At 36.9% G+C, this 16299-nt stretch carries 9 protein-coding genes; 5 read left to right on the top strand and 4 right to left on the bottom strand.

Annotated features, from left to right (window positions below; genetic code table 11):
• Positions 1–15 precede the first annotated feature (15 nt).
• The 3 genes from ACFIKG_RS00305 to lptF are packed head-to-tail and all read right to left on the bottom strand — an operon-like array spanning position 16 to position 4655.
• Positions 16–2376, bottom strand: a complete 2361-nt coding sequence (locus tag ACFIKG_RS00305; RefSeq protein ID WP_375625896.1) for an LPS-assembly protein LptD — start codon at positions 2374–2376, stop codon at positions 16–18.
• Positions 2377–3468: an LPS export ABC transporter permease LptG gene (gene lptG / locus ACFIKG_RS00300; protein WP_375625898.1), complete on the bottom strand. Its 1092-nt coding sequence runs from the start codon at positions 3466–3468 to the stop codon at positions 2377–2379.
• Positions 3465–4655, bottom strand: a complete 1191-nt coding sequence (gene lptF, locus ACFIKG_RS00295; RefSeq protein ID WP_375625900.1) for an LPS export ABC transporter permease LptF — start codon at positions 4653–4655, stop codon at positions 3465–3467. The genes lptG and lptF overlap by 4 nt, the downstream gene beginning before the upstream one ends.
• 397 nt (positions 4656–5052) lie before the next feature.
• Between lptF and ACFIKG_RS00290 the strand changes: the two genes are divergently transcribed.
• The 3 genes from ACFIKG_RS00290 to ACFIKG_RS00280 are packed head-to-tail and all read left to right on the top strand — an operon-like array spanning position 5053 to position 5928.
• Entirely contained in the window at positions 5053–5499 is a 447-nt protein-coding gene (locus tag ACFIKG_RS00290; RefSeq protein ID WP_330167384.1) for a DNA polymerase III subunit chi, read from the top strand.
• Complete coding sequence (locus tag ACFIKG_RS00285) at positions 5499–5675, top strand: hypothetical protein (protein WP_375619424.1); 177 nt, start codon at positions 5499–5501, stop codon at positions 5673–5675. Before ACFIKG_RS00290 ends, ACFIKG_RS00285 begins: the two co-directional genes overlap by 1 nt.
• Positions 5665–5928 carry a hypothetical protein gene (locus ACFIKG_RS00280; RefSeq protein WP_375648257.1) on the top strand — a complete coding sequence of 88 codons (264 nt, stop codon included), beginning with the start codon at positions 5665–5667 and terminating at the stop codon, positions 5926–5928. The genes ACFIKG_RS00285 and ACFIKG_RS00280 overlap by 11 nt, the downstream gene beginning before the upstream one ends.
• Here ACFIKG_RS00280 and ACFIKG_RS00275 read toward each other — a convergent pair.
• Positions 5925–7214, bottom strand: a complete 1290-nt coding sequence (locus tag ACFIKG_RS00275) for an MFS transporter (RefSeq protein ID WP_375651546.1) — start codon at positions 7212–7214, stop codon at positions 5925–5927. The two genes, ACFIKG_RS00280 and ACFIKG_RS00275, sit on opposite strands and share 4 nt — an antisense overlap.
• Positions 7215–7776: 562 nt before the next feature.
• On the opposite strand from ACFIKG_RS00275, the gene bafA (ACFIKG_RS00270) reads away from it, so the two are divergent.
• Both bafA (ACFIKG_RS00270) and bafA (ACFIKG_RS00265) read left to right on the top strand, forming a co-directional pair.
• Entirely contained in the window at positions 7777–13341 is a 5565-nt protein-coding gene (bafA, locus tag ACFIKG_RS00270) for a BafA family autotransporter (protein ID WP_375651545.1), read from the top strand.
• A 362-nt stretch (positions 13342–13703) separates the two neighbouring features.
• Positions 13704–16268, top strand: coding sequence for a BafA family autotransporter (gene bafA, locus ACFIKG_RS00265; RefSeq protein ID WP_375651544.1), 2565 nt, complete (start codon positions 13704–13706; stop codon positions 16266–16268).
• Positions 16269–16299 lie beyond the last annotated feature (31 nt).

Genomic DNA, 16299 nt, shown 5'->3' with positions numbered 1-16299 from the left:
CATTCTCTTTATAAATTAATCTATCTTTTTTCCGATATCTGCAATCGTACGCAATGAAAGAGAGAAATTAAAGTTTTGCAAGGGTGTTTTCCTGCCTGGATTCGTTACCTGTTGATAACCGAATGTTAACCCGAAACATTCATCTGTATAATTCAAGCTAATTCCTCGCTTTACAAACGTACCAGATACTAAATCATAACCGGCGTTGCTATTAATAGACCAATAATCTGCCAGTTTAAGTCCTGTTTGAAAAGAAATTTCTTGGCGCTCTTGAGGATATTCATAATCTGGTTGCTTTGCGATATAGGCATATTGTAGAGCCGCCCAAAAATTTTGCCATTTTTGTGATGCTTCGATTTCACTACGGCGGATTTTTCCTGTTTTTTTGTCAAAGCGTCCACGCGTTTCTAAGGAAAAACCACTTTTATGGGTCGCACCAAACATTGCAACATAGTCTGAACGTTTTGCCTCTAAGCTAGAATGAATACCGACATTGACAAAGTCCTTTTCTGCAAAAGAATTCTTTCCTGCTAGATGAAAGGATTGTCCAACAAGAGCATAAAGAGACCAATTGTCATTAAAGCTTCCAGAATATCTTAGACCTATATTGGCTCGTGTGCCACCTTCTACACGATCATAACCAGAAAATTTGTCTCGTTTAAAGAGAGTGGTTGCATCAAAGACAAAGCTTTGAGCATCTTCATTAGGAATTTGTCCAATATATTGTTCATTATTGCGTATAAAAATTTGTGCGGTTGGTTCTATAATATGTGTAGAATGATCAGCTGTAATGAGGAAGGGATAGCGTAGTTCCAAGCCTGCTGTTGCCATGCCACGAATTGTTGAACCATGAATTGCGGATAAGGCATTGTTTTCTGTAGAATCTGTATAATTTTCGCTTGCATTGGTTGTAATAATATCAGCTCGTAGAGAGAGAAGAGGGGTTAATATGAGGCCATTGTGCGTGTTGAAGCGCTTTTTCCACTGAAGCTCGTTTGTTAAACGCAAACTATTTCCAGCCATACCAGAAAGTCTTACTATGTTGAGAGGGTTTCCCTTCTGGTCGTGTGAACTGAAGTCAGCATGACGACGATAAATTGATTGTATATTACTATGGAAGGTAAGCTCCCCATTATAAATGGGTTCATCTGGTGTGAAAAAATAATCGATGCGCGGTAGGACCCAAGCTTGCCGAGAGTGACGTTCATAATGAGGATCATTCAATAATGAATCTTGAACTTTAAAATGATAAAAATGCATATCAAAATAATTTTTTCCTGCAAGACCATTCAGATAGATCTGAGAAAGTTGTGTAGGATTGCTATAGTTTTCAAGTTTATAGGCACGACTAAAATGCCGATCTGATTGTGCAAGAATATCCCATCCATAAGTCCAGTGTGAATTAATACGAAAGTCCCCTTTTGTTGCCAGCATATAACGGTTTTTATGCTGTGCATCAATCGTATCATTATCAAATCTATGCTGTTTCATTTGGTATATATGAGCAAAGCGAATATTATAACTGCCCATTTTTAAACGTTGACGCCATTCCCCTTCGGTTAAAAGCCCTTGTTGGGTATAAACGGTAGAAGAAAGGGTAAAATCATAGTGAGGGGCGAGATTCCAAAAATAAGAATTCTTTATCCCCATACCGAGATAATCAGTATAAAAAAAATGAGGAGTAAGCAGACCGCTAGCACGCCTGACAGTTGGATCATAGATCTCAAAATTTGGAAATTTTATAATCGGGACACCAAAAACTTCAAAACTGCTATTTTCAAACCGAATTTTTTTGATACTATTATTCCATATGATCTTTCTTGCTTTAATTTTCCATAGGACGTCTCTATCTGGTTTATAAGAGCAAGGTTCACAGGCTGTATAGGTTGCATTTTCAAAGACTGTTATGTGATTGTTTTTGCGTGTAGCATTTTGGGCTGAAAAGTGAACATTGTTGGCTGTATCAATACGTAAGGCGTTTACAAAACCCTCGCCAAGATCTTTGGTCATATCAATTTGGTTGGAATAAATTTTATTACCATCCTTTTGAGTAATTTCAACGTTCCCTTGTGCTATAAGCCGTCCTGTTTTTTGATTGTAAATAATTTTTTGAGCGACAACTTTATTGCCATCATATTCGATTTGGACATTACCTTGTGCAGAAACAGTGTTTTCATCACGATTGTAGATGAGTTCATCCGCAGAGAGCAAAAGAGGACGTTCCGGATTTTGAATGCGACTTTGAGAAGGAGACATAAGGCTTTGAGCGTGCGCACAATAAGACAAAGCGCCTCCTAAAATAACCCCCATAACACTTTTAAAAGCGAGAGCACTTAATTTTGTTAAAATAATTTTTTTAAGCGTTAATGCTTTCACTTAGCCATCCTCTTTATGCAGTAAAAAAGAGATTCCTAAGAATAACGCAATAACAACGGGTGTCCAAGCTGCAATAATTGGTGGAATATATCCAGCATTACCAAATGCTTGAACGAGTACGGAAATAACATAAAGCATAAACCCGGCTATTACGCCACCAAGAATCAACTTTCTAGATTGCCCAAAACGTGTAAAATTTAAAGATACAGTTGCTGCAATGAGGGTCATTGCCACAAGCAATGCCGGTAATGCAATCAAAGATTGGAAATACATATCAAAATTATTAGCAGAATAGCCAAATGAACGTGCAATCATAATTTTTTTTGGCAGTTGATAAAATGGAATAGTCGCGGGATTCACTAAACGTTCCGTTAAAAATTCAGGTTTTAGATTAGTTTTTATTTGCAACACGGCAAATTTTTCAGGAGGATGCCCTATTTTATAGATTGTTCCATTTGTTAATAGCCAAGATCCATTAGTCAAGGTTGCTTTTGGGGTATTAATCCAATTTTTGACGGTTGCGTTGTCCTTGTATTGTACAAAGGTTGCATCGAGAAGAGAAAGTCCTTGGTCAGTGATAAATTTAGCACCAATGGTTGTTCTGCCTAAATTTGTACGTTGTGTTAACCAGTGGATATCTGTATTATGAAGAGGTGTTAGTACATTGTTATTGCGCCATTCAGTCATCTTTTTTTCTGCTTGAGAAAATCCCCATGCAGCAAGTGGATTAATGAGAAGAATTGAAAATAATCCCAAAAGAAAAGCTCCCAAACAGGCTGGCATAAGAAATTGCCATGCCGAAACACCGATTGAACGAGTCACCACAAGTTCAAGTTTTTTGTTGAGCGAGATAAGTGTTGCCATTGCAGAAAAGAGTGCAATGAAAGGGATGAGTTGTTGCATGATAAAAGGGATGCGTAAAACAGAGAGGAAAAATGCATCTTTTGCTGTATGATGCGGAATGGAGGATAGCCTGCCGGAGTTCTCTGTGAAATCGATTAAAAGAGCAAGAACAAAAATGCTTCCCCAGAAATAACAAGTTATTTTAAGATAACGTATAAAAAAGTATCGTCCAAGTGTCCACCCAATCATGATATTTCATCCGAGGAATCTTGAGATTTTCGATGTTCAAATTTGTTCATTACTTTTTGAAAAGCGATTTGAATAATCTCATTAACTTTTGTAGGGAGCCCAATTTTATGATTCGTTAAAAGCATAAAAAAGACAAATGCGCTTGTCCCTATGGGCATAATATAAAGGAGAGGAACGTATGCAAGATCGTTCTTTGCTTTTTCTGCGAAAAAATATCCTATCCAATACACCAGAAAAGAAAGGGCAATTGCCGAGAAATTTGCGGAATGACGAGCTTGTCGATGGGAGCATACATCCCCTGCCGCTGCTAATGCAATAAGTGAAAAAACAATAGGGTAGAGCCATTGTGTTAATCTGCGGTGAAATTCAGCTTTATATTGGAGTGGTTTTCGTTGATAGTAGGGATCTTTTGGATCAGGGTTTTGTAAATAAGAAAGAGACCGATCTTTTGGATAAAGAGTAGGTGTTTTATCACTGGGGATAAACTCCCCTAGGCTAAAAGTATATGAGTTAAATTGAACGATTGAAACACTGTTATTTTGATGGTTGACTCTTTCTATTTCACCGTTATTGAGAACCAGAAAACTGCCGTTTTTATTGCTCACAATGGATGCGTCTGTTGCATAATAAAAAAGATCAGTCTTAGGATCACGCTGGTCGGCAATGAAAAGGCGTTCAAGTGTTCCATTTGGATTTCGTTCGCCAATTTCTATGTAAAGGTTATTGGCGAGTTTTTGGAAGCTTCCTTCACTAATGAATAGATTAATAAGATCAAAATGAGCGCTTGCTAGCATTTGTCGCATATGAAGACGCGCTTGAGGAACAACAAAATTAGCTATAGAAAAGGAGATACAGGATGTAACAATAGCAAGAAGAAGAATAGGTTTCCAAACAGTACTTTTAGGAAAACCAGAGGCATTGATGACAGCAAGTTCTGAGTCTTGATGCATTGCTGAAAGAATGGTTGTAACTGCGATTACTAATGCAAATGGAATGACAAGAAAAATAACAGAAGGAACCAATGAGAGTGAAAATTGTAAGACTGTGAGGAGTGTTTGTTTGCTTGTTGTGAGAAAGTTTATCCGTGCGAGAATTTGTACTGTCCAACTAACGCCCACTGCTGCAATCATGACAGAACTAAACAAAACGAGGACACGTTTCAGGATGTAGAACTCAATAATACGCATAAATTGGGGAAAATCCTCAGCCTTTAATTCGATAGCAAATATTTTTACTGCTTTCGGTTAAAATGTAATAAAGTTTGAAAAAATATCCTTCCATGAATTGGATATTTTAACTAAATAAATAATATAAAATTGCCTATGAGTTCCTCTTTAAATTTTCCGTACATTATATTTTATTTTCAACTATAGTCTACAAAGAATCTAGAAAATAACTTAAAAAACTTTTTTATTAACGTTGAAAATAAAAATTTTTGTCTTTTAAAGACATGTGCAAAAAGATAATGATCTCAATCAAAAAAGAGGGTTTATATCTTGAATCGTTTCCTTTTATATTGGGGGTATGGAAGTTTCTCTAAAAAAGATGTTAGCTTTTTATAAAGAGTGATGAGGGCTTAAGAGGTTGGATATTTTATTCTATCATTTGACGCAGTCAACGCTGAAAGATATTTTGCCAACGCTTGTAGAGCGTGCATTGGCTCGTTTTGGTAAGGTAACAATACAATGTGTAAGTGAAGAACAACGCGATTCTATGGATATGCATTTATGGGTTTATGCGGATGAATCATTTATTGGACATGGAACTGAGTGTGATCAATATTCAAACTTTCAGCCTGTATTTCTGACGACAGGACAAGAAAATCCGAATGATTCAAAGATTCGTTTTCTCATAGAGGGAGCCGTATGTTCGAATATTGATACTTATCAACGGCTTGTTGTGATATTTGATGGTAGAAATGATGAGCAGTTGAGTCTTGTTCGTGCACAGTGGAAAAAATATAAAATGGAAAATCATAATTTAACGTATTGGCAACAGACTGAAGATCGTTGTTGGGAAAAACAGGTTTAATGCGTCTCATCTCTGTTGTTCTGATTTTTATAGGATTGGTAGGAATAGTAAATCCAGCGCTTTTTATTGCGAAAGGATCAGGGGGAGGGCGTTGGGTTTTTATTGTGATTTTTCTTTTAGGCATATTAAAGATATGGTCTACAATTAAAAAAATGAAACGGCATCATGATAATTGATCGAATTTTGCTTGTTTTATGGGCTGTGATATTGGCTTTTTTTTGCGTTTCGTGGTTGGGAACAACACATATCCTATCAGGAATGTTTGCTGTTGCTTATATAAGCAATATTGCAGATTTTTTATTTTTCTTTTTAAGCGCTTTGTTCGCGGGAATATTGTGGTGGAAAATACCGCAACCCATGTCTTTAAAAATGAAACTGGCAGCATTTTTGCTGCCAGTACTTATTTTATTCTTCTTTATTATATTTTAGTTGGATATTTCATCATCTGTAAATCCGACGAAGCAAATCAGTGAAATAAAAGAAGCGAGAAGCAAATAATAGCCGATATAAGATGTATCAAAATGCTGTACCAGATATTCTGCAATATAAGGCGCAAGAGAGGCTCCTACGATACCCGATAAGTTGAAAGTAATAGAAGAACCAGTATATCGAATTTCTGTTGGGTATGGTGAAGCCAAAACAGCACCAAGAGGACTGTATATCATCCCCATGATAGACAAACCAATAACAGACATTGCAAGGACTCCTACAACTCCAGAATTTAAGAAATAAGGAATTGCAAAAGAATAGATACCGGTGATGATTGTAACCCAAATCATCAAAGTTCTACGTCTAATACGATCAGCGAGTCTTCCAGTGATGACAGTAAAAATTCCACAGAAAATAGCACCAATAATTTCGACTTGAAGAGCTTGATAAAATGGCAATTGCAGATGGTTTGTTGAGTAGCTTAACAAATAAGCAGTGACCAAGTAAAACAAAACAAATGTTGCCATACCAGAAAATATTCCAAGAAATAAGATTCGTGGACATTTTAAAAAGACATCGATGATAGGAACTTTGACTCGTTCCTTACTTTCAAGAGTTTTTTTGAATTGAACAGTTTCATTGATTGAAAGACGGACCCACAATCCTATAATCATAAAAACAACTGAAGCAATAAAAGGAATGCGCCATCCCCAAGCTAAAAGTTCTTCATGATCAAGGAAATGCAACAGACCTAAATAAACGGCAATAGATAAAAATAAACCGATTGGAACACCCAATTGGGGGAACATCGCGTACCAGCCGCGCTTTTCTGGAGGGGCATTTTCTGTTGCGAGCAAAACAGCTCCTCCCCATTCTCCTCCTAATCCCATTCCCTGTCCAATACGGCACAAGGTCAAGAGGAAAGGGGCAAACCATCCAGCGGTTTCATAAGTAGGAAGAAAACCAATAATGACTGTTGAAAGACCCATCGTGAGAAGAGAAGCAATAAGTGTTGCTTTTCTTCCAACTTTATCTCCAAAATGTCCAAAAACAATTGATCCAAAGGGGCGGGCAAAAAAGGCTGCTCCAAAGATCAGGAAAGATTGTAAAATGGCAATCTGATCATTTTGTGTTGGAAAAAACACATGAGGAAATATGAGAGCTGCGGCAGTGGCAAAGACATAGAAATCAAAGAATTCAATTGTTGGGCCAATAAGGCTTGCAAACAAAATGCGACGAGGGGAATTTCTGTTGCTTTTACCTTGCATTTCTAAGTTTATAGACATGAATAGAATGTCCCTTTCAGTATATGACAAATCAAATGATGAGTTAACTGACTATAATTATAAAAATTTCAAATCACTGTCGAGTCGATATTATGATGTTTCTTATATATTAGAACAATGGTTATGGCTTGATGAGCATGAATAAGTGTTCTTTAGATTATCCAAGTTAAATAGAATAAAGACACTGTTTTAAATGCTGTAGAGGATGAAATATGTGGATATAAAGGCTGCTCTCATTAATATTACTGTTTCCTTTAATGTTTAATGCCATTTTTATCTATTGAGGGATCAATCTTATTTATAGATCAGCCATTGGTATCTCAAAAATATTTTTCATAGATGTAATTATAACACTTTTTAAGCGTATCTGAAAGAAATTAAATCTTTTAGTTGTGCATGTATTTTAAAACACAGGATGTATATTTGATCTGTCAGAGTTTAGTCCATCGAATGCTTTATCATCTTAAAAGACATGAGGTTGAGCAATTGCATTGAGTTGTTTTGGTCTATGCACTTTTTTCTAAATAGGGAAACTTAAATTTGAAATTATGGAGTGTGAATAATGCAACGCAAATTTAAATTAAGTTTTTATGCATTAATGACCAGCAGTTTTTTTGTCAAGATTGCGAGTGCAGATGGAGTAGCGACACCAAAAGAAAAGTTATTAACACCAGTAAGTATCAGTGAACATCTAGAAGAGACAAAAAAAATGTTATCGGAAGTGAGGGGATTAAAAGAAAAAAAAGGGGGATCAAAAAGGATAGAGAATAAACAGATAGTAGAAGGAAGTAAGTCTTCAGAAGAGGAAAGGAAGAGATTAGAAAGCCTATTCTTTGAAGTACTCACAAATTCAATAATAAGTGATGGTGCTATTGTCTATATTACTAATCGTGACTCTGAAGATTCTGAAATAAATAGCTTTAAATATGAAGATGCAGGCTATTCCATCAATAATACGATTCAAGGAGGTGGAAAACTCTACATTGATGCAGCAAGTGTTAGCAGGGATACGACAATTGAGAGTGGTGGTATTGAATTCGTCCAAAATCTGAGCAGTTCAGAATATGCCACTGTTAAAAAAGGTGGTAAACAAATTGTTGAGAGTGGTGCAAATGCTGAGGGGGCTAAAATCTATGGCGGTGAGCAGATTATTTTTGGTAAAGGGGTCCTTGGAACTGGTTTGTCGCGTAAAGATAAGGAAAGTAGTGCTTATAACACCGAAATTTATGCTGAAGATGGAATCCTAGGACTACAAAGTGTCTATAGTGGGGGGATGGTTGTTGATACAAAGGTTATGAAAGGAGGTGTCCAGAATCTTGATGGTAAAGAGAATTTTAATAACGGATTCTCAGAAGATACTGATACAGCTGATACAGAAAATGAGGATTTTACAATTAATGAGGGGGCTTTTGCACTTAGTACCGAGCTTTTTAAAAATGGTGCGCAGAATATCTTAGCAGGAGGGAATGCGAGCGAAGTTACTTTATATGATAGAGCTACTCAGAAGATATATGATTCTGGATACGCGGATAATCTAACAATTAACCACCAAGCACAATCATGGGTTTTTGCTGGTGCAATATTAGATAAGGATACAAATGTTAATGATTTTGGCAACCTCTATCTTTATGCTGGGAATGGTGAAGCTGTTACGGAAGTAGAAAATCTTATTTTAAATGGAGAAGATGCCAAGCTATACATTATTGCTGTTGAAGATAATGGCAAAAAATCTCAGGTTAATATCCAGAATGTAACTGGAAGTGGCAGGGTTATTTTTACGTCTTCTGGGGCTGATAAGCATTACTCTAAGCTTAATATTGATAATCTATCAGGTTCTTTACATTTTGAGTTGAATGTCAACTTTGCCAAGCATCTTAGTGATTATCTTGTTATTAAAGAAAGTGGTTCAGGTTATCATACAATAAGTATTACTGATTCTGGAGGTGAGGTTACAACCCCTTCCCACAAAAAGCTTAAATTAATTTCTGATCATAGTGGAAACGCTCATTTTACTCTGACAAACAGTTTTGGTGAAAAAATCAGAGCTATTGATGCCGGAACATACATGTACAGTTTGAAACATAGAAAAAATGAGAGCAGTGGTAAAATTTGGTATTTAGACGCGAATTATGCTCTTGATGAGGAAAATACCTCTTTATTTTCTGATTTTAACTTGCAACCATCTGCGATGGCTTCATTATCGAATGATCTCACAGAACGCACAATTGAAAAGGGAATGATTATTACGATTGCTGATCCTAGCTTTGATAGTAACAGTGAGAAAGTTGATAGCAATGGAGAAACTTCAATTAGTAATATAGTTAAAGATGCTGGAAAGCTTTCCGTTTATAACGGTGGTTTTAGCCTGTATACGATAATTCAAAGAGGCGGTACTGAACTTATTAGAACACAGGGTCTTTCACAGGATAGTACAGTTAAGAGAGGGGGAAAACAAAAGGTTGAAGATGGGGGAAAAGCTGAAGGGGCTAAAATTTACGGTGGTGAGCAGTTTGTTTCAGGAAAGTCTAATATCAAAGGTGGGATGGTAAGGAGTAGCGCCTATGACACTGTCGTTTCTGGTAAAAGTGGAGTGCTAGGATACCAGAATGTGTATGATGATGGAGAGGTTTTTAGCACAAAGATCATGGAAGGAGGGGTACAAAATCTTTTTGTGGAAGAAGATCTAGACCATTATAGCAGTTTTGCATTTGATACGAAGATCTTTTCTGGTGGAGAACAACACGTTTTAGCGGGAGGAATCGCGATTGGTGTTCTCTTACAAGGGAATGCTTTTCAAGCAATAGATTTAGGAGGCTATGTAAAAGATTTAACGATTAAGGATCAAGCACAGTCGTGGTTACATTCTGGTGCAACACTAGAAGGAAACACCATGATTCATGATTCTGGACGGATTTATCTTTATGCTGGTGCTGAGCAATCTCATACTGAAGTAGAAAAAATTGTTTTAAATGGCAAAGATACCACATTATACTCTATTGCTTCCAAGATGGATGGTGAAAGCTCTTTGATTGAGGATCTAAGCGGGGATGGACGCGTTGTTTTTACTTCTACCGTGTTTAATCCACATTACTCTAAACTTGAGGTCGGTAATCTTTCAGGTAATTTACATTTTAGGTTTAATACTAATTTTGCAGAACAGCGCGGTGATTATCTTCTTATAAAAAAAGGAGCAGGTCATCACACCATCAGCGTTATCGATTCTGGTGTTGAAATGACCAATTCTCTTCTACAAAATCAGAACTTAGTTTTGGAGCTTGATTTAATTCATGATCAAAGCGGAAATGCGCATTTTACTCTGATAGATTTTTTGGGTGAGGAGATAGCTACTGTTGATAATGGAGTCTACATGTACGCTCTCAAGAAAAGAGATCATAACGGTGGAAAGATTTGGTCTTTATCGACACCATCTACATCGGAAAAAATTTCTACTCCTATCTTTCCTCCATCTCATACGGAGTTGCCTATAGATAACTCTTTTGAGCAAGACAATACTGTTTCTCCTTCGGAAGATTCTAGAGCCAATTCTTATACAGGTGATTTCAATTTTTATGCAGAGGATTTCATTACTGGTCTAGGTAAAAAATTTTTACAAAACTCCATACTCGGTGACAATAGCATAGTTTATATTGTTGGTGATGGAGAAACGGATGATTTTAAATTATCCATTAATAATACAGTTCCAGAAACTGCAACACTCTATGTTAAGAATGGTGGTTTTAGTAAGAATACAACAATTGAAAATGGTGGTTCAGAGATTGTAGGGGAACAGGGTATCTCAGAATTTACGATTATTTACGAGGGTGGAAAACAAAGAGTGGAGGGAGGAGGATCCGCATTGAGAGCTGAAATTTATGGTGGTGAGCAGCTTGTTTTCGGAGATAGTTATGTAAATGGTGAAATTGTGGGAAGTAGCACTTATAACACGACACTTTATGGTCAAGGTGACACGCCGGGACAGCAGAATGTATATGATGATGGGATGGCGGTGGGAACAAAAGTGATGAGTGGAGGAATACAAACTCTTGCTAAATGGTTTGCAGATGATGATAATTTTGTACAAAAAAGTGGTGGCTTAGCCGTGAATACTGAGGTTTTCGCGGGTGGGGTACAGCGGCTGTTAGCAGGGGGAGAGGCGGACATTGTGACTTTACACCGCCATGCTGCTCAAGAAGTTCATGCTGGTAGCATTGTAAAAAATCTAACAATTAAAGAAGGAGCCAATTCATGGGTTTTTGCTGGTGCGATGTTGGAAGAAAAAATAAAGATTCATGATTTTGGACAAGTTCATATTTATGCTGGAAATAATAGCTTTTATACTGAATATAAAAATTCTCAGACAACAGTAGATGATATTAATTTAGAGGGAGAAAACGCTAAATTATACTCTATTTCTACTGGATATGGAAACACAGAAATCTATATTAAGAAGCTAAGCGGTGTGGGAAATATTATTTTTACTTCTACAGAATCCGATTTACATTACTCTAAACTTTATATTGATAATCTTTTTGGGAGTCTACATTTCGATTTTAATGTTAGCCTTGCAGAAGGAGAGGGTGATTATCTCTTTATCAAGAATGGTCGTGGTTCTCACACAATAAGTATTGTAGATTCCGGTATTGAAATTGTTGATCCTTCTTCAACAGAACTTGATTTAATAGTTGATCAAAGTGGAGGAGCACATTTTACTCTGAGAAGCTTTTCTGGTGCAAATGTTAAAACTATTGATGGCGGAATCTATATGTATGGTTTAAAACAGAGAATTGATGAGGATGGGGGTGAAAAAGTTTGGTATTTATCTGCGGTATTTATTGATAATGTTTCATTTCTCAACAGTTTGCCACGTAGTAGGAGTAGATCTGCGTGGCATTTAAATCAAAATCAATCAGTTTCTTCTCTTTCAACTATTACAGTTACAAAAGAGCATGCTATTAAGTTGCTACATCGAAGAGAAAACCGCCAAAACTTAAGGCAAAAATCTCCAGATTCTGTATCTCTAACTGTTTCAACTCTTGGAAGTCAAATTATTGAAGGGGCATATCCAGCAAGTCCTCTTCATTTTTCTGATGGAAAGCAACCTGCTGTTGTTTCAGAATCTTCACAATCTTTAGCTGATCAAATGATTTTGCGTCCAGTTCATAAAGAACAACCTTCTCCACAATTGAGAGAGACGCTTTCAGTTTCTCACTTTTTAACCACTCCCTCTACAGATGCCGTATTGTCTATGTCTGTGGCTCCAGCGATGGTTTTTCACAATGAAATGCAAACCGTGCGTGCGGGAAGAGGAATTCTAGATAAAAGTAAAAAGAATGCAGCTTTATGGACCTATGCGATCAAGTCTAAAGAGAGTATTGCTACAGAGCATATAGATTTTAAGTTGGATCAGACAGGTATTGTTTTAGGGATCAATAGTTTAAGCGAGTGGGAAAATGGAGAATTTTATATAGGTGGTTTTGGCAGTTATGACCGCGCGCGCATTGCGCATGCACGGGGTGGTATAAGCGGTATTAATACTTATGGCATTGGCGCTTATGTTACTTATTTGGATCATAGTGGTTGGTATCTCGATGGTATTTTAAAATACAATCATTATCAGAATACTCTAAAGGCCGTTTCGACGAATGGTTTAGGGATTGAAGGAAGTTATAGGCAATGGGCGGTGGGTACTTCCTTTGAAGCAGGTTATCGACTTAAGACGTCAAAGAGCAGTTGGTTGCAGCCTTATGGACAATTTACATGGTTGCAAGTTGAAGGTAAAGAAATCCAGTTATCAAATGACATGATAGGTGACATGCGTCCATTCACTTCATTACGCAGTGAGGTTGGCATATCTTTAGGATATGAATTTGGTTCTCGTATGGATTCCTCATCACTTGCGTATATTACAGCAGCATGGTTGCGTGAGCATAAAGATGACAACCATACATTGATTAATCAACGGCATTCATTTACCACTGACTTATCGGGTAATGCAGGTAAGTTAGGAATCGGTTTGAGCAGTTTAGTGAGTGAGAAGTTAAAGTTATATGGTGAGGCACATTATGTTAAAGGACGTAAAACAAAACAGTCCCTTCAGGGTATTTTAGGTGTACGCTATAGTTTCTAATTATATGGTTATTTTTTAGTTATCTTTAAATGTATGATTGTTTTTAAAGGTCTTTAATTGAAGGTTCAGAGAACAATTTTTCAGAGCATGCAGCTTCGCTTTTCATGATAAACTGTATACCCTTATATACTTTATTATGCATTACTTTTTCTTTGATAAGAAAACTCCGAGGAAATGCTAAAGAAGCACTATAAAAACGCCCTTATATTCTTGATCAAAAAAGTATTTAAAAAACTGTAGAGAACAGTTTTTTATGGGATAAAGAGGATTTTTAAGAAGGATTGTTTGCAATCTAAGGTTGAAAATATGTTTTGTAGAGCTAATTACGTTTAGTGTCTATGCAGGCGTGAAGGGGGGAGGATATGGCTCTACAATATAAATGGAAACAACATTGTTGGATACTCATGTTGAGCAGCTGTTTTGTGCAAGCTGCTGCTGCAAATGAGGAGGGGGCAGCACTTTTTTGTCAATCTTCAAGTTATGAAAATGATAAAGTATTTCAAGATCAATACAATGAGGATATGAAAACAGGCAGATGCATACTTGGAGCATCTAATGATGTTATTATAAGGATGCGCAATGAATTAGACTTTTTAAAAAAGCCTAGCGATTTTATCATGGATAAGGGCGCTAGAGTGTTTGCGAGTCAACAGGAGCTTGACAGCAGTCATCGTGACAATGCTGGATATAATGCACAAGAACAAAATACTGCGTTTCTTAAAAAGCCTGAACTTATCTCCATTAAAGATGGGGCAATGTTAGAAAATTATATCCTTGATAATGAAGGTAAAGCATACATTTCAAATGATGGTGAGATTAATAGTCCAGGGCGATCCATTAATAACACTGTAAGGAATGGTGCAGAGCTTTATGTGTATGCAGGAGGACTCAGTGAGAATAGTAAAATTGAACATGGTGGAATTGAAAATGTCGAGGCTTTAAAGGGGAAACAAGGCTTTTCGAAAAATGCTGTCGTTAAAGAAGGTGGACAACAAAGTGTTGGAAATGGAGGAAAAGTAGAGGGGACTAAAATTTATGGTGGTGAGCAACTTGTTTTCGGGGAGGGGGATGTTGGAGGAGAGGTTAAAGGGAGTAGTGCTTCTCATACTGTCATTTATGGTCAAGATGAAATACTAGGCCAACAAAAAGTATATGATGGCGGAAAAGTTTGGGATACGAAAGTTATGCGAGGGGGCGTACAAGAGGTTGGAAAAAAATCTCAAAGTGCTAAAAATGGTGGTTTTGCATTTGACACAGAAGTTTTTGGCGGTGGTAAACAGCGTATCTTAAAAGGCGGTAAGGCTATTGGAGTTACTTTAAATGAGAGCGCTATTCAGGAAATATATTCTGATGGATCTGTAAAAAATCTAACAATGAATGATGAAACAAAATCATGGGTGCATGCTGGGGCAACATTAGAAGGCAAGACACAGGTAAATCATTCTGGGCAGATTCATCTTTATGCTGGGAATGATCAACATCGTACCATAGTAGAAGATATTATTTTAAATGGAAAAGATACAAAACTGTATTCTATTACTGATGAGTTTGATGGAAAAAGTTCTTTGATACAAAAATTAAGTGGTGAAGGGAGTGTTATTTTTTCGTTTACAGGTTCTGATCCATATTATTCTCAGCTTCATGTGAATAATCTTTCAGGAAATTTACATTTCGCGTTCAATACGACGATTGCTCATAACCGTGGTGATTATCTCTTGGTTGAGAAAGGCGCTGGGAAACATACAATAAGTGTTGCTGATTCTGGAGTTGAAATCACGGATCCTTTTTCAAATAAGCGTGATTTAATTAGGGATCAAAGTGGTGGCGCACATTTTACGTTGACAGATCTTAAGGGTGACAAAATTAACGCCATTGATGGTGGAACGTATATGTATGATTTGAAAGAAAGAAAGGATGAAAATGGAAAAGTTTGGTTTTTATCGGCAGACCGCCTCAGTGGACCAGAGCCTTCTATGCCAAATCCGACAGATCCTTTTTTTCCTGGTGAAACATCAACAACCCCCTCTACAGATGCAGTGTTAACGTTGTCCGTAGTTCCTGGACTTATTTTTAATAATGAGTTGCAAGTTGTACGGAATGGTAGAAAAATTTGGGACAGAAATAAGAAAGATATCGAACTATGGACTTATGGGATTAAGAGTAGAGAACGTGTTGCGACAGGCCATACACACTTTAAGCTTGGGCAGACAGGTTTAGTCTTTGGTGCTGATCAGTTGAGTGAATTAAGGCATGGAGAGTTGTATGTTGGTGGTTTCGGTAGTTATGATCAAGCACGTGTTTCTCATGCACGAGGTGGTGACAGCGATTTGAGCTCTTATAGCATTGGAACTTACGCAACTTATTTTGATCATCGTGGATGGTATATGGATGGTGTTTTGAAATATAATTATTACCGAGATAATTTAAAAGCCATCTCAACGAATAATTTAGCTATTCAAAGTCATTACAATCAGTGGGCGATAGGTGGATCATTTGAGATTGGCTGTTATTTTACACCGGCACAGAATACTTGGATGCAGCCTTATATCAAGCTAACAGGTTTGCAGGTTGAAGGTAAAAAAATAAAACTTTCCAATGGAATGATAGGTGATCTAAGTCCATTAACTTCATTCCGCAGTGAAGTTGGATTAACTGCAGGACATGAATTTTTTGTGAATTCAGAAACTTCATTAACAGCTTACATTATGGCAGCTTGGTTGCGTGAGAATATAAATAATAATTATACGACAATTAATAACCAGTACAAATTTATTACAGATTTATCAGGCAGTGCAGGTAAATTGGGAATTGGTTTAAACGGCTCGGTCAATGATAAACTGACACTTTATGCGGAAGCACATTATCTGAAAGGACATAAGATTAAGAATGCTCTTCAAGGTATTTTAGGATTACGCTATAGTTTCTAAATATGTGTGTACACGGCTGATTAACTTTATG

This window comes from Bartonella sp. LB28NMGDW (assembly GCF_042194435.1).
Lineage (GTDB): Bacteria > Pseudomonadota > Alphaproteobacteria > Rhizobiales > Rhizobiaceae > Bartonella > Bartonella grahamii.
This window is presented reverse-complemented; position numbering and strand designations above follow the sequence as displayed.